This window comes from Paraburkholderia sp. JPY419, from assembly GCF_050435705.1.
GTDB lineage: Bacteria > Pseudomonadota > Gammaproteobacteria > Burkholderiales > Burkholderiaceae > Paraburkholderia > Paraburkholderia youngii.
Genome location: NZ_JBNDKV010000002.1, coordinates 2,209,938 through 2,230,761, shown reverse-complemented (window position 1 = coordinate 2,230,761; position 20,824 = coordinate 2,209,938). Strand labels below are relative to the sequence as shown.

The window sequence follows — 20,824 nt, the reverse complement described above, 5'->3', positions numbered from 1 at the left end:
TGCGCGTTACTCGGCAAACGAGCCACCGGCTGCTTCAATAGCAGCACGTGCGCTCTTCGTCGCACCCAGACCCTTCACAACGACCTTGCGCTTGAGCTCGCCGGTCGCGATGATCTTGGCGCTACGGATCAGCTCGCCGACCAGGCCGGCTTGTTTGAGAGCCAGCAGATCGATTTCGTCAACCGGCAGCTTCTCCAGATCCGAGAGGCGCACTTCACCGACGAATTCCTTCGTCAGCGAGGTGAAGCCACGCTTCGGCAGGCGACGTTGCAGCGGCATTTGACCGCCTTCGAAGCCAACCTTGTGAAAGCCGCCCGAACGCGACTTCTGACCCTTGTGACCACGGCCAGCGGTCTTGCCGAGGCCGGAGCCGATGCCGCGACCAACGCGACGCTTTGCGTGCTTCGCGCCTTCAGCCGGCTTCAGGTTATTCAATTCCATTATCAACTCCTTGAGTCCTGGTCAGCCGCTTAGCTGATGACCTTAACGAGGTACGAAACCTTGTTGATCATGCCGCGCACAGCCGGCGTATCCTGCAACTCGCTAACCGAGTTGAGTCGGCGCAGGCCCAAGCCACGCACCGTTGCGCGGTGCGATTCACGGGTGCCGATCAGGCTCTTGACGAGCTGGACCTTGACAGTTTTATCAGACATGGTGTCCACCTTTAGCCCAGAATTTCTTCGACGGACTTGCCGCGCTTCGCAGCGATGTCGGCCGGCGTGGACTGCTTGCGCAGGCCGTCGAGCGTCGCACGAACGAGGTTATACGGGTTCGTCGAACCGTGGCTCTTGGCCACGACGTTCTGCACGCCCATCACGTCGAACACTGCGCGCATCGGACCGCCAGCGATCACGCCGGTACCGTCCTTCGCCGGAGCGAGGAGAACCGTTGATGCGCCGTGCTTACCATGCACTTCGTGTTGCAGGGTACCGTTCTTCAGCGGCACCTTGAACATGTTGCGGCGAGCCTGTTCCATCGCCTTCTGGACAGCGACCGGCACTTCCTTCGCCTTGCCCTTGCCCATACCGACGCGGCCATCACCGTCGCCAACCACGGTCAGTGCAGCGAAGCCGAGAATACGGCCACCCTTCACGACCTTGGTCACGCGGTTGACCGAGATCATCTTTTCACGAAGGCCGTCGTCGCGTTCGTCAGCCTGAACTTTAGCTTGCATCTTTGCCATGACGAATTCTTCCCTTAGAACTTGAGTCCGGCTTCGCGCGCCGCATCAGCCAACGCTTTCACGCGGCCGTGGTAACGGAAACCCGAACGGTCGAAGGCGACGGATTCGATGCCGGCAGCCTTAGCCTTTTCTGCAATGCGCTTGCCGATCAGGGTTGCAGCAGCAACGTTGCCGCCCTTGCCCGATTGATCGGCCAGTTGCGCACGCACTTCGGCTTCGAGCGTCGACGCGCTGGCGAGCACCTTGGTGCCGCACGGCGAGAACACTTGCGCATAGATGTGCGTGTTCGTGCGATGCACGGCGAGACGCGCGACCTGCAGCTCAGCGATCTTGATACGCGTCTGACGAGCGCGGCGCAGGCGAGATTGAGTCTTATCCATGATTGCGCACCCTTACTTCTTCTTCGTTTCTTTGAGGATCACAACCTCATCGGCGTAACGCACGCCCTTGCCCTTATAGGGCTCCGGCGGACGGTAGCCGCGCACTTCTGCAGCGACTTGACCGACTTGTTGCTTGTTGATCCCCTTGATCACGATTTCGGTTTGCGACGGGGTTTCTGCCTTGACGCCAGCCGGCATCTGGTGCACCACCGGGTGCGAGAAACCCAACGACAAGTTCAGCTTGTCGCCTTGCGCCTGTGCGCGATAACCGACGCCAACCAGCGTCAGCTTGCGCTCGAAACCCTTCGTCACGCCGTACACCATATTCGCAACCAGTGCGCGCATGGTGCCCGACATCGCATTCGCTTCGCGGCTTCCGTCGACCGGCTCGAACTTCAGCGTGCCATTGTCGTTAACCACCTTCACGAGACTGTTGGCAGCCTGCGAAATCGTACCCAGCGGACCCTTGACAGTAATGCTGTCGGCGCTCAGGGCCACTTCCGCGCCTTGCAGCGCGATCGGGCTCTTACCTACTCGAGACATGTTTCTCTCCTTTCGGCCTTAAGCGACGTAGCAGATGACTTCGCCGCCAACGCCCGTTGCACGTGCCTTGCGGTCCGTCATCACGCCCTTGGGCGTCGACACGATTGCCACGCCGAGGCCATTCATGACCACGGGGATGTCGTTACGGCCGCGGTACACACGCAGACCAGGCTTCGAGACGCGTTCGATGCGCTCGATGACCGGGCGGCCAGCGTAATACTTCAACACGATGTTCAATTCCGACTTCGCACCTTCGGACTTCACTGCGAAATCGTCGATATAACCTTCGTCCTTCAGGACCTGCGCAATCGCAACCTTGACTTTCGACGAGGGCATAGTCACCGAAACCTTCTCGACCATCTGCGCATTGCGGATGCGAGTCAGCATATCGGCGATAGGATCACTCATGCTCATTTATGTTTCTCCTATTACCAGCTCGCCTTGGTCAGGCCAGGGATCTCGCCGCGGAACGCGATTTCACGAATCTTGTTACGCGCCAGGCCGAATTTACGGAACGTCCCGCGCGGACGACCGGTAATTGCGCAACGGTTGCGCTTACGGGTCGGGTTAGAGTTGCGCGGCAGTTGCTGCAGTTCCAGACGTGCTGCGTAATGCTCTTCTTCCGACTTGCTCGTGTCGCCAATGATTGCCTTCAGTGCAGCACGCTTGGGAGCGTACTTGGCGGCGAGGCGAGCACGCTTCTTTTCACGTTCGATCAGTGCCAGTTTAGCCACGGTAACCTCAGTTTCTGAACGGGAACTTGAAGCCGGCGAGCAGAGCCTTTGCTTCGTCGTCAGTCTTCGCAGTCGTCGTGATGCTGATGTTCAGCCCACGCAGTGCGTCGATCTTGTCGTAATCGATTTCGGGGAAAATGATCTGCTCTTTCACACCGATGTTGTAGTTGCCGCGACCATCAAACGCCTTACCCGACACGCCACGGAAGTCGCGCACACGGGGGAGCGCAACCGTCACGAAACGGTCGAGGAATTCGTACATTGCCTGGCCACGCAGCGTGACCATGGCGCCGATCGGATAGCCCTGACGGATCTTGAAGCCAGCAATTGCCTTGCGCGCCTTCGTGATCACCGGCTTCTGACCTGCGATCTTCGTCAGATCGCCAACCGCGTTTTCGATGATCTTCTTGTCAGCGACGGCTTCGCCAAGACCCATATTCAGGGTGATCTTGGTGATGCGCGGCACTTCCATCACGGACTTGTAACCGAACTTTTCGATGAGGCCGGGTACAACCTTTTCTTTGTAAAACTCTTGCAAACGAGCCATTTTTTACTCCGCAGCGTCAGGCGCTCAGCACGGCACCGGTCGTCTTCAGGAAACGGACCTTCTTGTCTCCTTCGACCTTGATGCCTACACGCGATGGCTTGCCATTCGCGTCGACCAATGCGACGTTCGAAATTTGCAGCGGCATCGTCTTGGCTTCCACGCCGCCCGTCGTACCCTTCATCGGGTTCGGCTTGACGTGCTTCTTGACGAGATTGATGCCCTCGACGGTCACGGTCTCGCCGTGAACGGCCAGCACAACGCCACGCTTGCCCTTATCTTTGCCGGTGATGACGATAACTTCGTCACCCTTGCGAATCTTGTTCATCGCGACTCCTTACAGCACTTCAGGCGCCAGCGAAACGATCTTCATGAATCGTTCGCTACGCAACTCGCGCGTGACTGGCCCGAAAATACGGGTGCCGATCGGTTCGAGCTTGGTGTTGAGCAACACAGCTGCGTTGCCGTCGAACTTGATCAGCGAGCCGTCCTGGCGGCGCACGCCCTTGGCGGTGCGAACCACCACGGCGTTGTAGATTTCGCCTTTCTTCACGCGCCCGCGCGGCGTTGCCTCTTTGACGGTCACCTTGATGATGTCGCCAATGCTGGCATAACGACGCTTCGAGCCGCCGAGCACCTTGATGCACATGACTTCACGTGCACCCGTGTTGTCGGCCACTTCAAGCCGAGTTTCGGTCTGGATCATGGTTTATCTTTCCCAACTTAATCCGGTCACACCACCATGGTGCTCCCCGGTCAGTCTTGGTCCCGTCAGCCGATCGGCTGCTTGGGTTAGAACAGCAGCGACGGCAAACGAAACCCGCCATCGCAATCCGGTGAATCCTTCGGCACAGGCTGGCGCCCGGACCGCTTCCCCCACCAACTTCGCCCGCGACGGGGCTCCCATAAAGAGGGAAGACCGAGATTATATCAAATAATCCCGGTCTTGCAAGCGAAACTTACTGCGATTTCAACTACTTCTACTGCTTTGCGACATCAGATGACGCGAGCAGCCTCGACCAGGCGAGCCACAACCCAAGCCTTCGTCTTCGAAATCGGACGAGTTTCCTGGATCTCAACGAGGTCGCCCTCGTTGTACGTGTTCGCGTCGTCATGCGCGTGGTACTTCTTCGAACGCACGACGTACTTGCCGTAGATCGGGTGCTTCACGCGGTGCTCGACCAGCACGGTAACCGTCTTGTCCATCTTGTTGCTGACGACCTTGCCGACCAGCGTCCGCTTGAGCGAGGTTTTTACGCTATCGTTCATTTCTGGTTCGCCTTCTCAGTCAGGACGGTCCGCACACGTGCGATGTCGCGACGAACCTTCTTCAGCTGGCTCGTGTTCGTGAGCTGCTGGGTCGCGAGTTGCATGCGCAGGCCGAATTGCGCCTTCAACAGGTCCGACAGCTCCTTGTTGAGCGCGGCCTGATCTTTCTGGTGAAGTTCGGAAGCCTTCATCATTTGCTCCTTAGGCGCCGAGCTGACGCACGATAAACGTCGTCTTCAGCGGCAGCTTCGCTGCAGCCAGACGGAACGCTTCGCGCGCCAGTTCTTCGGTTACGCCGTCCATTTCGTACAGCATCTTGCCCGGTTGAATCTCAGCGACGTAGTACTCTGGGTTACCTTTACCGTTACCCATACGAACTTCCGCCGGCTTGGTCGAGATCGGCTTGTCCGGGAAGATCCGGATCCAGATGCGGCCACCGCGCTTGATGTGACGCGTCATTGCACGACGCGCCGCTTCAATCTGGCGCGCGGTCAGACGGCCACGACCGACAGCCTTCAGGCCGAACTCACCGAACGACACCGCGTTGCCGCGGGTAGCAACGCCGGTGTTACGACCTTTCTGCTCTTTGCGATACTTTCTGCGTTTCGGTTGCAGCATCGTTATTCTCCAGTCTTCCCGTCGCCGCCGGTACCGCCAGCACGACGAGGAGCGCCACGGCGTGCACCTGCCGGGCCACCACCTTCACCATCACGACGCGGACGGCGATCGCCACCCGGACGTGCGTTGCGGCGCGGACGCTTTTCTTCGGCGACTTCTTCGACCACCGGTGCGTCATTGCGGCCGAGCGTATCGCCCTTATAGACCCACACCTTCACGCCGATGATGCCGTACGTCGTCTTTGCTTCCGACGTTGCGTAGTCGATATCTGCACGCAGCGTGTGAAGCGGCACGCGACCTTCGCGGTACCATTCCGTGCGAGCGATTTCGATACCGTTCAGACGGCCTGCGCTCATGATCTTGATGCCTTGAGCACCCAGACGCATCGCGTTCTGCATCGCACGCTTCATCGCGCGCCGGAACATAATCCGGCGCTCGAGCTGCTGCGTGATCGAATCAGCGATCAGTTGCGCGTCGGTTTCCGGCTTGCGAATTTCTTCGATGTTGACGTGAACCGGAACGCCCATGCGCTTTTGCAGCTCGGACTTCAGCAGTTCGATGTCTTCACCCTTCTTACCGATCACGACACCCGGACGCGAGCTGAAAATCGTGATACGTGCGTTCTTTGCAGGACGCTCGATCACGACGCGGCCGACGGACGCGTTCTTCAGCTTCTTCTTCAGGTATTCACGAACACCGATGTCTTCCTGCAACATCGCCGCGAAATTGTTGTTGTTCGCGTACCAACGCGAAGCCCAATTACGGCTGACGGCCAAACGGAAGCCAGTCGGATGAATTTTCTGTCCCATCGTATGACCCCTTAATTCCCGACCGTCACAGTGATGTGACAGGATTGCTTCTCGATGCGGTTACCACGGCCCTTGGCGCGCGCGGTAAAACGCTTCAGCGACGCTGCCTTATCGACGTAGATGCTCGTGATCTTGAGCTCGTCGATATCGGCGCCTTCGTTGTGCTCCGCATTCGCGATCGCCGACAGCACGACCTTTTTCACGATTCCCGCAGCCTTCTTCGGCGAGAACGTCAGAACGTTCAGCGCCTTGTCGACCGGCAAACCGCGGATCTGGTCAGCCACAAGGCGCGTTTTTTGCGCCGAGATGCGGGCACCGCGATGAATTGCTTTCACTTCCATCTTGATTGCCCCTTATTTCTTGGCCTTCTTGTCGGCCGCGTGACCCTTGAACGTACGGGTCAGTGCGAACTCGCCAAGCTTGTGGCCGACCATGTTTTCCGTGACATACACCGGAACGTGTTGACGGCCGTTGTGAACGGCGATCGTCAGACCGATGAAGTCCGGCAGGATCGTCGAGCGACGCGACCATGTCTTGATCGGTTTCTTGTCACGCGATGCTGCAGCCGCCTCAACCTTCTTCAGCAAATGGGCGTCGCAGAACGGACCTTTCTTAATAGAACGTGCCATTGCCTACTCCTTAACGCTTGTGACGGCGCTGGACGATCATGCTCGTCGTGCGCTTGTTGCTGCGGGTACGATAGCCCTTCGTCGGCGTGCCCCACGGGCTCACCGGATCGCGGCCTGCCGCAGTCTTGCCTTCGCCACCACCGTGCGGGTGGTCGACCGGGTTCATTGCAACGCCACGCACCGTCGGGCGGATGCCGCGCCAGCGGTTCGCGCCCGCCTTACCGATTTGACGGAGGCTGTGCTCTTCGTTGCCCACTTCTCCGATCGTCGCGCGACATTCAACGTGCACGCGGCGGATTTCGCCCGAACGCAGACGAACCTGCGCGTAGACGCCTTCGCGAGCGAGCAGCATCGCCGACGTGCCAGCCGAACGCGCCATTTGCGCGCCCTTGCCCGGCAGCATTTCGATGCAGTGAATCGTCGTACCGACCGGAATGTTGCGGATCGGCAGCGTGTTACCTGCGCGAATCGGCGCCTCCGAACCCGACATCAGTTGCTGACCGACGGTGACACCCTTTGGAGCGATGATGTAGCGGCGCTCGCCGTCTGCGTACAGAACCAGCGCGATGTTCGCGCTACGGTTCGGGTCGTACTCAAGACGTTCGACCTTTGCCGGAATACCGTCCTTCGTGCGACGGAAGTCGACGACACGATAGTGATGCTTGTGACCACCGCCCTTGTGACGCGTAGTGATGTGACCGTTGTTGTTGCGGCCGGCGGTCGACGACTGCGTGTCGAGCAGTGCCGCAAACGGCTTGCCCTTGTGCAGTTCTTTGTTGACCACCTTGACCATCGCGCGGCGGCCCGGCGAAGTCGGCTTAACTTTCACGATTGCCATGATTACTTGGCCTCCGCTTCAAAGTTGATTTCCTGGCCGGGCTTCAGGCAGACGTACGCCTTCTTCACGTCTTTGCGCTTGCCCATGAAGCGGCCAAAGCGCTTGGCTTTGCCCTTCGCGACCAGCACGTTGACGGAGTCGACTTCCACCTTGAACAGCAGCTCGACTGCAGCTTTCACTTCCTGCTTCGTAGCATCCGGCGCGACTTCGAACACAACCTGCTCGTTCTTGTCGGCAACCAGCGTCGCCTTTTCGGAGACCACCGGCGCGAGCAGGACCTGCATCAAACGATGATCGTTCTTGCGAATCTCGCTCATGACAGCAACTCCTCGATCTGGGCGACCGCAGCCTTCGTGATCAGGACTTTCTTGAAGTAGATCAGCGACAGCGGGTCGGCGTAACGCGGCTCGACAACCGCCACGTGGGCGAGATTGCGCGACGCGAGGTACAGGTTTTCGTCAACCGTGTCGGTAATCACCAGCACGGAGTCGAGACCCATCGCCTTGAATTTTTCGGCCAGCAGCTTCGTCTTCGGCGCCTCGAGCGTCAGCTCGTCGACCACCGAGATGCGGCCTTCGCGGGCCAGCTGCGAGAAGATCGAGCAGAGACCTGCGCGATGCATCTTCTTGTTGACCTTGTGCGAAAAGTTTTCTTCCGGCGAATTCGGGAAGATGCGGCCACCGCCGCGCCACAGCGGGCTCGACGACATACCGGCGCGGGCGCGGCCTGTACCCTTCTGGCGCCACGGCTTCTTGGTCGTGTGCTTGACCTGCTCACGATCCTTCTGCGCGCGGTTGCCGCTACGGGCGTTCGCCTGGTACGCAACCACCACCTGGTGAATCAGGGCTTCGTTATAATCGCGGCCGAACACGACGTCCGACGCGCTAACGCCTGCACCTTCCTGACCATTGGCATTCAGGAGCTTAAGTTCCATTATTTCGCTCCTTTCACGGCACGCGTCTTCACGGCCGGCGTAACGAATACCTTGCCACCCTTCGCACCCGGAACGGCGCCCTTGACCAGCAGCAGCTTGCGGTCAGCGTCGATACGAGCGATTTCGAGGTTTTGCACCGTTACCTTCTCGTCACCCATGTGACCCGTCATGCGCTTACCCGGGAAAACACGACCCGGATCCTGCGCCATACCGATCGAGCCCGGCACGTTGTGCGAGCGCGAGTTACCGTGCGAGGCACGGCCCGACGAGAAGTTGTAACGCTTGATGGTACCGGCGTAGCCCTTACCGATCGACACGCCTTGCACGTCGACCTTCTGACCCACTTCGAACAACTCGGGACCAACCACGGTGCCGTTCGACAACTCGGCAGCCTTAGCGGGGTCGATCTGAAATTCTTTGAGGATTTCACCGGCTTGAACGCCGGCTTTGGCGAGATGACCTGCCAACGGCTTCGTCACGCGCGATGCACGGCGCGTACCGAAGGTAACCTGCACGGCCGTGTAGCCGTCGGTTTCAACAGTCTTGATCTGCGTCACGCGGTTGTCGGACACGTCCAGCACGGTGACGGGAATCGAATCCCCCTCAGCCGTGAAGATACGGGTCATGCCAACCTTGCGACCTACGAGTCCAAGGCTCATCGTTTTCTCCATTCCCGACTGCGATTGGTCGGGGCTAATTTACAAAATGTCGGCGCCGTTTCGGACATGAGACCATGCTGCAGCACACCGACTTTTTACGCAAATGCGCGAAAAGCTCACTAGTATAGCGAGCCTTTTCGTTTTCTGCAAGCAATCAAAGACTTAGCGCTGCCCGGATCGCCGGACAAGGGCTGAAGCCTTATTGCAGCTTGATTTCAACGTCGACGCCAGCCGGCAAATCGAGCTTCATGAGCGCATCAACGGTCTTGTCCGTCGGGTCGACGATGTCCATCAGACGCTGGTGCGTGCGGATTTCGAGCTGATCGCGCGACGTCTTGTTGACGTGCGGCGAACGCAAAATGTCGAAGCGTTGAATGCGGGTCGGCAGGGGCACCGGGCCACGAACGATTGCGCCAGTCCGCTTCGCCGTGTCGACGATTTCAGCTGCCGATTGATCGATCAGGCGATAGTCGAAAGCCTTCAGGCGGATACGGATTTTCTGGTTCTGCATGACAAATTCCTTGGAAAGAGCGAGGCGATATTGCACCGCCGAGTAGAAAAAGAACGTAGGCTCGGGCGCTTGCGGAGAGCGAGCGCCCGAGCCCGGGCGCTACATACTGTTAAAGCAATCTGCGATTTTACTCGATGATCTTTGCGACGACACCAGCGCCGACCGTACGGCCACCTTCGCGGATTGCGAAGCGGAGGCCTTCTTCCATCGCGATCGGGTTGATCAGCTTCACCGTGATCGACACGTTGTCGCCCGGCATCACCATTTCCTTGTCCTTCGGCAACTCGATCGAGCCCGTCACGTCCGTCGTACGGAAGTAGAACTGCGGACGGTAGTTGTTGAAGAACGGCGTGTGACGGCCGCCTTCGTCCTTGCTCAGCACGTACACTTCAGCCGTGAAGTGCGTGTGCGGGTTGATCGAACCCGGCTTGGCCAGAACCTGACCACGCTCCACGTCTTCACGCTTCGTGCCGCGCAGCAGGATACCAACGTTGTCGCCGGCCTGCCCCTGATCGAGCAGCTTGCGGAACATTTCCACGCCCGTGCAGGTCGTCTTGGCCGTTGCGCGGATACCGACGATCTCGATTTCCTCGCCGACCTTGATCACGCCACGCTCGACGCGGCCCGTCACCACCGTGCCACGACCCGAGATCGAGAACACGTCTTCCACCGGCATCAGGAACGAACCGTCAACCGCGCGTTCCGGCGTCGGGATGTACGTGTCCAGCGCGTCGGCCAGGTTCATGATCGCCACTTCACCCAGCTCGCCCTTGTCGCCTTCCAGCGCCAGCTTGGCCGAACCCTTGATGATCGGCGTGTCGTCGCCCGGGAAGTCGTATTTCGACAGAAGTTCGCGAACTTCCATCTCGACGAGCTCCAGCAGCTCAGCGTCGTCCACCATGTCGCACTTGTTCAGGAACACGATGATGTACGGAACGCCAACCTGACGCGCCAGCAGAATGTGCTCACGCGTTTGCGGCATCGGGCCGTCAGCAGCCGAGCACACCAGGATCGCGCCGTCCATCTGCGCCGCACCCGTGATCATGTTCTTCACGTAGTCAGCATGGCCCGGGCAGTCAACGTGTGCGTAGTGGCGGTTAGCCGTTTCGTACTCGACGTGCGCGGTGTTGATGGTAATGCCGCGCGCCTTTTCTTCCGGCGCCGCGTCGATCTGGTCGTACGCCTTCGCTTCGCCGCCAAACTTCTGCGTCAGAACCGTCGTGATCGCTGCCGTCAGCGTGGTCTTGCCGTGGTCAACGTGACCGATCGTGCCCACGTTCACGTGCGGCTTGGTCCGTTCGAATTTACCTTTAGCCATGTTTCTCTTCTTTCAGTAAGTTAATCGTTGAATGACTTTGCCGCGCGATTACTTCGACTTCGCGTTGATGATCGCTTCCGACACGTTGCGCGGAGCTTCAGCGTAGTGCTTGAACTCCATCGTGTACGTTGCACGACCCTGCGTCAGCGAACGCAGCGACGTCGAGTAGCCGAACATTTCCGACAGCGGTACTTCGGCGCGAACGATCTTGCCGCCACCAACCATGTCTTCCATGCCCTGGACGATACCGCGACGGCCCGACAGGTCGCCCATCACGTTGCCCATGTAATCTTCCGGCGTTTCGACTTCCACAGCCATCATCGGTTCGAGGATGACCGGGCTTGCCTTACGCATTGCTTCCTTGAACGCCATCGAACCGGCCATGCGGAACGCATTTTCGTTCGAGTCAACGTCGTGGTACGAACCGAACGTCAGGTGAACCTTCACGTCAACGACCGGGAAGCCTGCCAGCACACCAGCCTTTAGCGTTTCCTGGATACCCTTGTCGACTGCCGGAATGTATTCACGCGGAATCACGCCGCCCTTGATCTCGTCGAGGAACTCGTAACCCTTGCCTTGTTCGTTCGGCTCGAGCGTGATGACTGCGTGACCGTACTGACCGCGGCCGCCCGACTGCTTGACGAACTTGCCGTCAACGTCAGCCGCCGTGCTACGGATCGTTTCGCGGTAAGCCACCTGCGGTTTGCCGACGGTCGCTTCCACGCCGAATTCACGCTTCATCCGGTCGACCAGAATTTCGAGGTGCAGTTCGCCCATACCCGAAATGATCGTTTGACCCGATTCTTCGTCCGTCTGAACGCGGAACGACGGATCTTCCTGGGCCAGGCGGTTCAGTGCCAGACCCATCTTTTCCTGGTCAGCCTTGGTCTTCGGCTCGACAGCCTGCGAAATCACCGGCTCCGGGAAAATCATGCGTTCGAGCACGATCGGGTTCTGCGGATCGCACAGCGTGTCGCCCGTGGTCGCCTCTTTCAGGCCGACCGCGGCAGCGATGTCGCCCGCGCGCACTTCCTTGATTTCTTCGCGCTGGTTCGCGTGCATCTGCAGAATACGACCCAGACGTTCCTTCTTGTCTTTGGTCGCGTTCAGCACCGTGTCGCCCGAATTGACGACGCCCGAGTACACACGGAAGAAGATCAGCTGGCCGACGAACGGGTCGGTCATGATCTTGAATGCCAGTGCCGAGAACTTCTCGTCATCGGCCGCGCGGCGCTCCGCCTTTTCACCGTTTTCCAGTTCGCCAGTAACCGGCGGAATGTCGATCGGCGACGGCAGGAAGTCGAGCACGGCGTCCAGCATGCGCTGCACACCCTTGTTCTTGAACGCGGTGCCGCACAGCATCGGCTGGATTTCGCAAGCGATCGTACGGTCGCGCAGACCCTTGATGATTTCCTCTTCGGTCAGCTCGCCCGACTCGAGGTACTTGTTCATCATGTCTTCGTTCGCTTCAGCCGCGGCTTCGACCATCTTTTCACGCCATTCGTTGCACGTGTCGACGAGTTCTGCCGGGATGTCTTCGTACGAGAACTTGGTACCTTGGGACGCGTCGTCCCAAATGATCGCCTTCATCTTCATCAGATCGACGACGCCCGTGAAGTTCTCTTCCGCGCCAATAGGCACGACGACCGGAACCGGGTTCGCCTTAAGACGCAGCTTGAGCTGGTCGTAGACCTTGAAGAAATTCGCGCCGGTACGGTCCATCTTGTTGATGAACGCGAGACGGGGAACCTTGTACTTGTTAGCTTGACGCCACACGGTTTCCGACTGGGGCTGCACACCGCCCACAGCGCAGTACACCATGCACGCGCCATCGAGCACGCGCATCGAGCGCTCGACTTCGATCGTGAAGTCGACGTGACCCGGGGTGTCGATGATGTTGATGCGGTGCTCGGCGCGGTCGCCCGCCATGCCCTTCCAGAATGCCGTGGTAGCAGCGGAAGTAATCGTGATGCCGCGTTCCTGTTCCTGCTCCATCCAGTCCATGGTGGCAGCGCCGTCGTGAACTTCACCAATCTTGTGGTTCACGCCCGTGTAGAACAGAATGCGCTCGGTCGTCGTCGTTTTGCCGGCGTCGATGTGAGCGCTAATACCGATGTTACGGTAGCGCTCGATAGGAGTCTTGCGAGCCACTTTGATCCTCTATTGGGATGGCGCGATGCGAGAGATACCCATCGCGCTGTAACACAAACGGGCGAGGCGCCCTTGAAGCGCACCCGCCCGGAATTCCTTTCCGTTTTCCGCTAAACCCGGGGTCGGGAAAGCTTAGAAACGGAAGTGCGAGAACGCCTTGTTGGCTTCTGCCATCCGGTGAACTTCGTCGCGCTTCTTCATCGCGCCGCCACGGCCTTCGGCCGCTTCGGAGAGCTCACCTGCCAGACGCAGGGCCATCGACTTCTCGCTGCGCTTCTTCGCGGCTTCACGCAGCCAACGCATCGCCAATGCCATACGACGCGACGGGCGCACTTCGACCGGAACCTGATAGTTCGCACCACCAACGCGGCGGCTCTTCACTTCGACCACCGGCTTGACGTTGTTGAGCGCCACCGTGAACACCTCCAGCGGGTCCTTGCCACCCTTGGTCTGGATCTGTTCGAAAGCGCCGTACACGATACGCTCGGCAACCGACTTCTTGCCGGAGAGCATCAGGACGTTCATGAATTTTGCTACATCAACGTTGCCGAACTTCGGATCCGGCAACACTTCCCGCTTGGGGACTTCGCGACGACGCGGCATGTTTCTTCCTTTACCTGTTTCAGTTGGAGCTGATTGCAGCCCCGCGGCCACCAACTAACCCGATTCATCCGTAAGACTAACCAGCCTGGTCGGGTGACCACTTACTCGATAGCACCGGCGATTCCGGCACCATCGCTATTACCGCCTTTGCAGGCGACCTGAAACTACGATTGACGGGCTAATTACTTGCCAGCCTTGGCACGCTTCGCACCGTACTTCGAGCGAGCCTGCTTACGATCCTTGACGCCCTGGGTATCCAGCGAGCCGCGAACCATGTGGTAACGCACACCCGGCAAGTCCTTCACACGGCCGCCGCGAATCAGCACGACCGAGTGTTCCTGCAGGTTGTGGCCTTCACCACCGATATACGAAATGACTTCGAAGCCATTCGTCAGGCGAACTTTGGCGACCTTACGGAGTGCCGAGTTCGGCTTCTTCGGCGTCGTGGTGTACACACGGGTGCACACGCCACGACGCTGGGGGCAGTCCTGCAAGGCCGGGCTCTTGCTCTTCGTCGTTTCCGACGTGCGGCCTTTGCGAACCAGTTGATTGATGGTTGGCATTGTTTATTCCTGAAATTGAACAAAATCGACGCATCTGTTTCCGGGCAAAGCGGAAACGCCTGCGCATCGAACTTCCGGTTGGCCTACTTACGCACGAACTGAAGCCGCGCGCACGCATGCCAAGAACCGGAACCTAGCATAATATTCCGAAAATACTAAGGGAGTCAACAGGTTGCGATGTTTCGCATCCCTGTCAATCCGGCGAAACAGCCAGATGAGGTCAGTTGGCCGCTACGACGTTTAGCAATTCGTAACCGAAACGGTCAAGTTTACGGGCGCCCATGCCAGGAATCCCACGCAGATCCTCGATCGAATCCGGGCCGAGACGGGCGATTTCCGCAAGCGTCGCGTCATGGAAAATCACATAAGCCGGCACGCCGTCGCTCTTCGCGGTTTCGGTGCGCCACATGCGTAGACGCTCCCAGCGGGCGCGCTCGCGAGGGCCCATGCCGATGGTCGGATCGGCGCGTTCGCTCGTACGCCCCGCCGATTGACGCGTGCGTGTGGGCTTGACGTAGCGCCGCATCGTGACCTTCTGCTCGCCCTTTAGCACCGGCTTGCTCGCCTCCGTGAGCACGAGCGAACCGAAGCCCTCGTGGTCGACCGTCAGGTAGCCGAATGCAACTAGCTGACGGAAGATCGCACGCCACTCCGGCTCACCGAGCGCTGCGCCGATACCAAACGTGGTCAGCTTCTCGTGCCCGCGCTGCAGGATTTTCTCGCTGCGGTTGCCGCGCAAAATATCGATCAGGTGTCCGGCGCCAAAATGAAAGCCGCTCGCGCGCTGCGCGCGAAACACGCACGACAGCGCCATCTGAGCCTCGCGCGTCGCATCCCAGGTCGGGGGCGGCTCGAGGCAGTTGTCGCAGTTGCCGCACGGTTGGCTCGTTTCGCCGAAGTACGCGAGCAGGCGCACGCGTCGGCAGGTCGCGGTTTCGCACAAACCGAGCAGCGCATCGAGCTTGCCGGTCTGGACGCGCTTGTGGGCGTCATCGGCTTCGGATTCGTCGATCATCTTGCGCTGCTGCACGACGTCGCCGAGCCCGTAGGCCATCCACGCATTCGACGGCAGCCCGTCCCGGCCCGCGCGGCCGGTCTCCTGGTAGTACCCTTCGACGCTCTTCGGCAAATCCAGATGGGCGACGAACCGCACGTCGGGTTTGTCGATGCCCATGCCAAACGCGATCGTCGCGCACATCACGATGCCTTCCTCGCGCTGGAACATTTCCTGATGCTTCTGGCGCATGTCGAATTCCATGCCGGCGTGGTATGGCAGCGCGCGCATGCCCTTTTCCTTCAGCCACTCGGCGGTCTCCTCGACCTTGCGGCGCGACAGGCAATAGACGACGCCCGCGTCGGTCGTGCCGTCGGCCTTCGTATGCTCTGCGCGGATGAAGTCGAGCAGTTGCGTACGTGCGTTGTCTTTTTCGGCAATGCGATAGCGAATGTTCGGTCGATCGAAACTCGACACGAACACGCGCGCATCCTCGAGCGCAAGACGGTGGATGATTTCGTCGCGCGTGATCGCGTCGGCGGTCGCCGTCAGCGCAATGCGCGGCACATTCGGAAAGCGCTCGTGCAGCACCGACAGCTGGATATATTCGGGCCGGAAATCGTGTCCCCATTGCGACACACAGTGCGCTTCGTCGATCGCGAAAAGACCGATGCGCGTGCGCTCGAGCAGTTCCTGGAAGCGCGACGTCATCAGCCGCTCCGGTGCGACGTAGAGCAGATCGATGTCGCCGTCGCGAAGCGCCCGCTCGGTGGCCATCGCCTCCGCACTCGACAGCGTCGAGTTCAGGTACGCGGCCCGCACGCCGACTTCGGTCAACGCGGCCACCTGATCCTGCATCAACGCGATCAGCGGCGACACCACGATGCCGGTGCCAAAGCCGCGTTCGCGCCGCACCAGCGACGGAATCTGATAGCACAGCGATTTGCCGCCGCCCGTCGGCATCAGCACGAGGCAATCGCCGCCATCGGCGACGTGCTCGACAATTTCGCCCTGCCGCCCTCTGAACGCGGGATAACCAAAGACTTCGTTGAGGATTTCGAGCGGACGGGACATGTATTTGACAGAGACGGCGAAGGGAACGGCACGCAGGCGGTGAGACGAATTTTACCAACGCATTCGCGCCGCGCCCGCGCTTTGCGACAACCTTGGCCATCCGGCCTAGGGATGCGCCGGCGCATGGCGCCGATGCACGCGCAAAAATGAGCAAAAAAAAGCCGCTCAGTCGAAACTGAGCGGCTTTCGTGGCTCGTCAGGCAAGGCGGCTTGCGCCGCCAGCGCTTACTCGCCCGAGTGCTGCTGTTCGGCAGCCGGGGTTTCCGGCGTACCGAATTCGAACGACTCTTCCGCTGCGATCTGATCGAAACGCTCGCGGTCGGCCAGTTCCTTGCTCTTGCGCGCCTTGTGGAACGCGAGACCGGTACCGGCCGGAATCAGACGGCCGACGATCACGTTTTCCTTCAGGCCACGCAGGTCGTCGCGCTTGCCCATGATCGCCGCTTCGGTCAGCACGCGGGTCGTTTCCTGGAACGACGCCGCGGAGATGAACGAATCGGTCGACAGCGACGCCTTCGTGATACCGAGCAGCACGTTTTCGTACGTTGCCGGACGCTTGTCTTCCGCGATCATACGGTCGTTCTCATCGAGCATGTCCGACCGCTCGACCTGTTCGCCCGGGATGAAACGCGTATCGCCGTTGTCCGTGATCTGGACGCGGCGCAGCATCTGACGCACGATCACTTCAATGTGCTTGTCGTTGATCTTCACGCCTTGCAGACGGTACACGTCCTGCACTTCGTCCACGATGTAGCGCGACAGCGCCTCGACGCCCTGCAGACGCAGGATGTCGTGCGGATCCGCCGGTCCGTCGACGATCATTTCGCCCTTGTTGACGACCTGACCATCGTGCACCAGAACCTGCTTTTCCTTCGCGATCAGGAACTCGTGCTGGTTGCCCTCGAGGTCCGTGATAACGAGACGCTGCTTGCCCTTCGTGTCCTTACCGAACGACGTCGTACCCGTGACTTCCGCCAGGATACCTGCATCCTTCGGCGAACGTGCTTCGAACAGTTCCGCCACACGCGGCAGACCACCGGTAATGTCGCGCGTCTTCTGCGATTCGGTCGGGATACGTGCAAGCACTTCACCAACCTGCACCTGCTGACCGTCCTTCACGGTGATCAGCGCGCCGACCTGGAAGCCGATCTGCACCGAGTGCTCGGTGTTCGGGATCTTCACTTCCTCGCCGTTCGCATCGAGCAGTTTGACCTGCGGCCGCACCGTCTTGGACGCCTGCGAACCACGACGCTTCACGTCGATCACGACGAGCGTTGACAGACCCGTCACGTCGTCGATCTGCTTCGCGACCGTCACGCCTTCCTCGACGTTCTCGAACTTCACCGTACCACCGTACTCGGTGATGATCGGACGCGTCATCGGATCCCAGGTGGCCAGTTGCGTGCCGGCCTTGATCTGCGCGCCGTCGAGCTGCAGCAGCGTGGCGCCGTACGGCACCTTGTGACGCTCGCGCTCGCGGCCGTGATCGTCGGTGATCATCGCTTCGCCCGAACGCGAGATGACGATCTGCTCGCCCTTCGCATTCGTAACGTAGCGCATCGTCGACGTGAAACGCACCGTACCGTTCGACTTCGCTTCGACCGAGGAAGCCACCGCCGCACGCGACGCCGCGCCACCGATGTGGAACGTACGCATCGTGAGCTGCGTGCCCGGTTCACCGATCGACTGCGCTGCGATCACGCCGACCGCTTCGCCGACGTTCACCAGCGAGCCGCGGCCGAGGTCGCGCCCGTAGCAGGCCGCGCACAGACCATAACGGGTTTCGCAGGTGAGCGGCGTGCGCACGCGCACTTCGTCGATGCCGAGGCGTTCGATATCTTCGACCGCGTCTTCGTCGAGCAGCGTGCCCGCTTCGAACAGCGTTTCCTGCGATTCCGGGTTGACGATGTCAGCCACCGCCACGCGACCGAGAATACGGTCACGCAGTGCTTCGACCACTTCACCGCCTTCCACGAGCGCCTTCATCGCCACGCCGTTCGACGTGCCGCAATCTTCTTCGACGACGACCAGATCCTGCGTCACGTCGACCAGACGACGCGTCAGGTAACCCGAGTTCGCAGTCTTCAGTGCCGTATCAGCCAGACCCTTACGTGCGCCGTGGGTCGAGATGAAGTACTGCAACACGTTCAGACCTTCGCGGAAGTTCGCCGTAATCGGCGTCTCGATGATCGAACCGTCCGGTTTCGCCATCAGACCGCGCATACCGGCCAGCTGACGGATCTGAACCGCGGAACCACGAGCGCCCGAGTCCGCCATCATGTAGATGGAGTTGAACGACTCCTGACGCGTCTGGTTGCCGTCGCGGTCCGTGACCGGTTCCGTCGACAGCTGCTCCATCATCGCCTTGCCGACCGCTTCCGACGTTGCCGACCAGATGTCGACCACGTTGTTATAGCGTTCCTGCGCGGTGACGAGACCCGACATGTACTGACGGTCGTATTCCTTCACCTTCTTCGCGGCATCGCCGACGATGGTTTCTTTCTGCGGCGGCACGAGCATGTCGTCGACGCAGATCGAAATACCGGCGCGCGTTGCCAGGCGGAAGCCCGACTGCATCAGCTGGTCGGCGAAAATCACCGTCTCACGCAGACCGCACTTGCGGAACGCGGTGTTGATCAGACGCGAGATTTCCTTCTTCTTCAGCGGCTTGTTCAGCACCGAGAACGGCAGACCCGGCGGCAGGATTTCCGACAGGATCGAGCGGCCAACCGTGGTCGCGTAGAGCGTGATCTTCGGCACGAACGCCGGCGCGCCTTCCGACTTGTCTTCGTTGTGGACCATTTCGGTGATCCGCACGTTGACGCGCGATGCAAGCTCGACTTCCTTGTTCTCGTACGCGCGCAGCACTTCCGATACGCCCGTGAACGTCAGGCCTTCGCCCTTGCCGTTCACCGCTTCGCGCGTCGCGTAGTACAGGCCGAGCACGATGTCCTGCGACGGCACGATCGACGGATCGCCGTTGGCCGGGAACAGCACGTTGTTCGACGCGAGCATCAGCGTGCGCGCTTCCATCTGCGCTTCGAGCGACAGCGGCACGTGAACGGCCATCTGGTCACCGTCGAAGTCGGCGTTGAACGCCGCGCAGACGAGCGGGTGCAGCTGGATTGCCTTACCTTCGATCAGCACCGGCTCGAAAGCCTGGATGCCGAGACGGTGCAGCGTCGGCGCGCGGTTCAGCATGACCGGATGTTCGCGGATCACCTCTTCGAGGATGTCCCACACCACCGGCGTCTGGTTCTCGACTTCCTTCTTCGCAGCCTTGATGGTGGTAGCGACACCCATCACTTCGAGCTTGTTGAAGATGAACGGCTTGAACAGTTCGAGCGCCATCAGCTTCGGCAGACCGCACTGATGCAGCTTCAGCGTCGGGCCGACCACGATCACCGAACGGCCCGAGTAGTCGACGCGCTTACCGAGCAGGTTTTGACGGAAGCGACCGCCCTTACCCTTGATCATGTCTGCGAGCGACTTCAACGGACGCTTGTTCGCGCCGGTCATCGCCTTGCCGCGACGGCCGTTGTCGAGCAGCGAGTCGACGGCTTCCTGCAGCATCCGCTTTTCGTTGCGGACGATGATCTCAGGCGCCTTCAGCTCGAGCAGACGCTTCAACCGGTTGTTACGGTTGATCACGCGGCGATACAGGTCATTCAGGTCCGACGTCGCGAAACGGCCGCCGTCGAGCGGCACCAGCGGACGCAGTTCCGGTGGCAGCACCGGCAGCACTTCGAGGACCATCCAGTCCGGCTTGATGCCCGAACGCTGGAATGCCTCGAGCACCTTCAGGCGCTTCGCGTACTTCTTGATCTTCGCTTCCGAGCCGGTGTTGCGCAGCTCCGTGCGCAGCATTTCGACCTGCTCGTCGATGTTGATCGCGCGCAGCAGCTCGCGAATACCTTCCGCGCCCATTTCGGCACGGAATTCGTCGCCGTATTCCTCGACCTTGTTGTAGTAATCCTCTTCGGTCATGATCTGCCGCGCTTTGAGCGGCGTCATGCCCGGATCGATCACCACGTATGCTTCGAAGTACAGCACGCGCTCGATGTCGCGCAGCGTCATGTCGAGCACCATGCCCAGACGCGACGGCAGCGACTTCAGAAACCAGATGTGCGCAACCGGCGAGGCCAGTTCAATGTGGCCCATGCGCTCGCGGCGCACCTTCGCGAGCGTCACTTCGACGCCGCACTTCTCGCAGATCACGCCGCGGTGCTTCAGGCGCTTGTACTTGCCGCAAAGGCATTCGTAGTCCTTGATCGGACCGAAAATCTTCGCGCAGAACAGACCATCGCGCTCCGGCTTGAACGTGCGGTAGTTGATGGTTTCCGGCTTTTTGACTTCACCGAACGACCACGAACGGATCTTGTCCGGCGAGGCCAGACCGATCTTGATCGCGTCAAAAACTTCAGGTTGTTGGACTTGCTTGAATAGATCGAGCAAAGCTTTCATCGCTTC

General features: G+C 60.0%; 27 protein-coding genes. All 27 read right to left on the bottom strand.

Annotated features, from left to right (window positions below; genetic code table 11):
• Positions 1-6: 6 nt before the first annotated feature.
• The 27 genes from rplO to rpoC all read right to left on the bottom strand — a co-directional run bounded on the left by rplO (position 7) and on the right by rpoC (position 20,818).
• The gene (gene rplO, locus QFZ91_RS16320; RefSeq protein ID WP_018420156.1) at positions 7-441 is read right to left on the bottom strand and encodes a 50S ribosomal protein L15; all 435 of its coding nucleotides are present in this window, start codon (positions 439-441) and stop codon (positions 7-9) included.
• A 29-nt stretch (positions 442-470) separates the two neighbouring features.
• Positions 471-653, bottom strand: coding sequence for a 50S ribosomal protein L30 (rpmD, locus tag QFZ91_RS16315; protein WP_008923335.1), 183 nt, complete (start codon positions 651-653; stop codon positions 471-473).
• Positions 654-664: 11 nt separating this feature from the next.
• Entirely contained in the window at positions 665-1,183 is a 519-nt protein-coding gene (gene rpsE, locus QFZ91_RS16310; protein ID WP_004197945.1) for a 30S ribosomal protein S5, read from the bottom strand.
• 14 nt (positions 1,184-1,197) lie between these two features.
• Positions 1,198-1,563 carry a 50S ribosomal protein L18 gene (rplR, locus tag QFZ91_RS16305; RefSeq protein WP_008923336.1) on the bottom strand — a complete coding sequence of 122 codons (366 nt, stop codon included), beginning with the start codon at positions 1,561-1,563 and terminating at the stop codon, positions 1,198-1,200.
• A gap of 12 nt (positions 1,564-1,575) precedes the next feature.
• Positions 1,576-2,106 (bottom strand): 50S ribosomal protein L6, encoded by a 531-nt coding sequence (gene rplF, locus QFZ91_RS16300; RefSeq protein WP_176110100.1) that lies wholly within the window; start codon positions 2,104-2,106, stop codon positions 1,576-1,578.
• Between the two features lie 18 nt (positions 2,107-2,124).
• Positions 2,125-2,520 (bottom strand): 30S ribosomal protein S8, encoded by a 396-nt coding sequence (rpsH, locus tag QFZ91_RS16295; protein ID WP_006052216.1) that lies wholly within the window; start codon positions 2,518-2,520, stop codon positions 2,125-2,127.
• A 14-nt stretch (positions 2,521-2,534) separates the two neighbouring features.
• Positions 2,535-2,840 carry a 30S ribosomal protein S14 gene (gene rpsN, locus QFZ91_RS16290; protein WP_090802162.1) on the bottom strand — a complete coding sequence of 102 codons (306 nt, stop codon included), beginning with the start codon at positions 2,838-2,840 and terminating at the stop codon, positions 2,535-2,537.
• Positions 2,841-2,847: 7 nt separating this feature from the next.
• Positions 2,848-3,387 (bottom strand): 50S ribosomal protein L5, encoded by a 540-nt coding sequence (rplE, locus tag QFZ91_RS16285; RefSeq protein WP_176110099.1) that lies wholly within the window; start codon positions 3,385-3,387, stop codon positions 2,848-2,850.
• A 16-nt stretch (positions 3,388-3,403) separates the two neighbouring features.
• Positions 3,404-3,712: a 50S ribosomal protein L24 gene (gene rplX / locus QFZ91_RS16280; RefSeq protein WP_008923340.1), complete on the bottom strand. Its 309-nt coding sequence runs from the start codon at positions 3,710-3,712 to the stop codon at positions 3,404-3,406.
• Positions 3,713-3,721: 9 nt separating this feature from the next.
• Positions 3,722-4,090 (bottom strand): 50S ribosomal protein L14, encoded by a 369-nt coding sequence (rplN, locus tag QFZ91_RS16275; RefSeq protein WP_006998478.1) that lies wholly within the window; start codon positions 4,088-4,090, stop codon positions 3,722-3,724.
• A 290-nt stretch (positions 4,091-4,380) separates the two neighbouring features.
• Positions 4,381-4,653 (bottom strand): 30S ribosomal protein S17, encoded by a 273-nt coding sequence (rpsQ, locus tag QFZ91_RS16270; RefSeq protein WP_007180129.1) that lies wholly within the window; start codon positions 4,651-4,653, stop codon positions 4,381-4,383.
• Positions 4,650-4,844, bottom strand: a complete 195-nt coding sequence (gene rpmC, locus QFZ91_RS16265; RefSeq protein WP_007180130.1) for a 50S ribosomal protein L29 — start codon at positions 4,842-4,844, stop codon at positions 4,650-4,652. Before rpmC ends, rpsQ begins: the two co-directional genes overlap by 4 nt.
• 10 nt (positions 4,845-4,854) lie before the next feature.
• A complete protein-coding gene (gene rplP, locus QFZ91_RS16260) occupies positions 4,855-5,271 on the bottom strand; it encodes a 50S ribosomal protein L16 (RefSeq protein ID WP_008923342.1) in 417 nt (138 codons plus the stop codon).
• 2 nt (positions 5,272-5,273) lie between these two features.
• Positions 5,274-6,080, bottom strand: coding sequence for a 30S ribosomal protein S3 (gene rpsC / locus QFZ91_RS16255; RefSeq protein WP_176110098.1), 807 nt, complete (start codon positions 6,078-6,080; stop codon positions 5,274-5,276).
• An 11-nt stretch (positions 6,081-6,091) separates the two neighbouring features.
• On the bottom strand, positions 6,092-6,421 hold the full coding sequence (rplV, locus tag QFZ91_RS16250; protein ID WP_007730533.1) for a 50S ribosomal protein L22: 330 nt from the start codon (positions 6,419-6,421) through the stop codon (positions 6,092-6,094).
• Positions 6,422-6,433: 12 nt separating this feature from the next.
• A complete protein-coding gene (gene rpsS / locus QFZ91_RS16245; protein ID WP_006998484.1) occupies positions 6,434-6,709 on the bottom strand; it encodes a 30S ribosomal protein S19 in 276 nt (91 codons plus the stop codon).
• A 10-nt stretch (positions 6,710-6,719) separates the two neighbouring features.
• Positions 6,720-7,547: a 50S ribosomal protein L2 gene (rplB, locus tag QFZ91_RS16240; RefSeq protein ID WP_008923344.1), complete on the bottom strand. Its 828-nt coding sequence runs from the start codon at positions 7,545-7,547 to the stop codon at positions 6,720-6,722.
• Positions 7,548-7,549: 2 nt separating this feature from the next.
• Positions 7,550-7,864 carry a 50S ribosomal protein L23 gene (gene rplW / locus QFZ91_RS16235; RefSeq protein ID WP_008923345.1) on the bottom strand — a complete coding sequence of 105 codons (315 nt, stop codon included), beginning with the start codon at positions 7,862-7,864 and terminating at the stop codon, positions 7,550-7,552.
• Complete coding sequence (rplD, locus tag QFZ91_RS16230) at positions 7,861-8,481, bottom strand: 50S ribosomal protein L4 (protein WP_008923346.1); 621 nt, start codon at positions 8,479-8,481, stop codon at positions 7,861-7,863. The genes rplW and rplD overlap by 4 nt, the downstream gene beginning before the upstream one ends.
• A complete protein-coding gene (gene rplC / locus QFZ91_RS16225; protein ID WP_176110097.1) occupies positions 8,481-9,140 on the bottom strand; it encodes a 50S ribosomal protein L3 in 660 nt (219 codons plus the stop codon). Before rplC ends, rplD begins: the two co-directional genes overlap by 1 nt.
• 199 nt (positions 9,141-9,339) lie before the next feature.
• A complete protein-coding gene (gene rpsJ, locus QFZ91_RS16220) occupies positions 9,340-9,651 on the bottom strand; it encodes a 30S ribosomal protein S10 (RefSeq protein ID WP_006998489.1) in 312 nt (103 codons plus the stop codon).
• 127 nt (positions 9,652-9,778) lie between these two features.
• Entirely contained in the window at positions 9,779-10,969 is a 1,191-nt protein-coding gene (gene tuf, locus QFZ91_RS16215) for an elongation factor Tu (protein WP_013090760.1), read from the bottom strand.
• Between the two features lie 48 nt (positions 10,970-11,017).
• Positions 11,018-13,120, bottom strand: a complete 2,103-nt coding sequence (gene fusA / locus QFZ91_RS16210; RefSeq protein WP_013090761.1) for an elongation factor G — start codon at positions 13,118-13,120, stop codon at positions 11,018-11,020.
• A gap of 132 nt (positions 13,121-13,252) precedes the next feature.
• Positions 13,253-13,723, bottom strand: a complete 471-nt coding sequence (gene rpsG, locus QFZ91_RS16205; RefSeq protein ID WP_006053291.1) for a 30S ribosomal protein S7 — start codon at positions 13,721-13,723, stop codon at positions 13,253-13,255.
• 182 nt (positions 13,724-13,905) lie between these two features.
• A complete protein-coding gene (rpsL, locus tag QFZ91_RS16200; RefSeq protein ID WP_006053290.1) occupies positions 13,906-14,286 on the bottom strand; it encodes a 30S ribosomal protein S12 in 381 nt (126 codons plus the stop codon).
• A 220-nt stretch (positions 14,287-14,506) separates the two neighbouring features.
• A complete protein-coding gene (recQ, locus tag QFZ91_RS16195; protein WP_429567807.1) occupies positions 14,507-16,354 on the bottom strand; it encodes a DNA helicase RecQ in 1,848 nt (615 codons plus the stop codon).
• Positions 16,355-16,579: 225 nt separating this feature from the next.
• Positions 16,580-20,818, bottom strand: a complete 4,239-nt coding sequence (gene rpoC / locus QFZ91_RS16190; RefSeq protein WP_176381088.1) for a DNA-directed RNA polymerase subunit beta' — start codon at positions 20,816-20,818, stop codon at positions 16,580-16,582.
• Positions 20,819-20,824 lie beyond the last annotated feature (6 nt).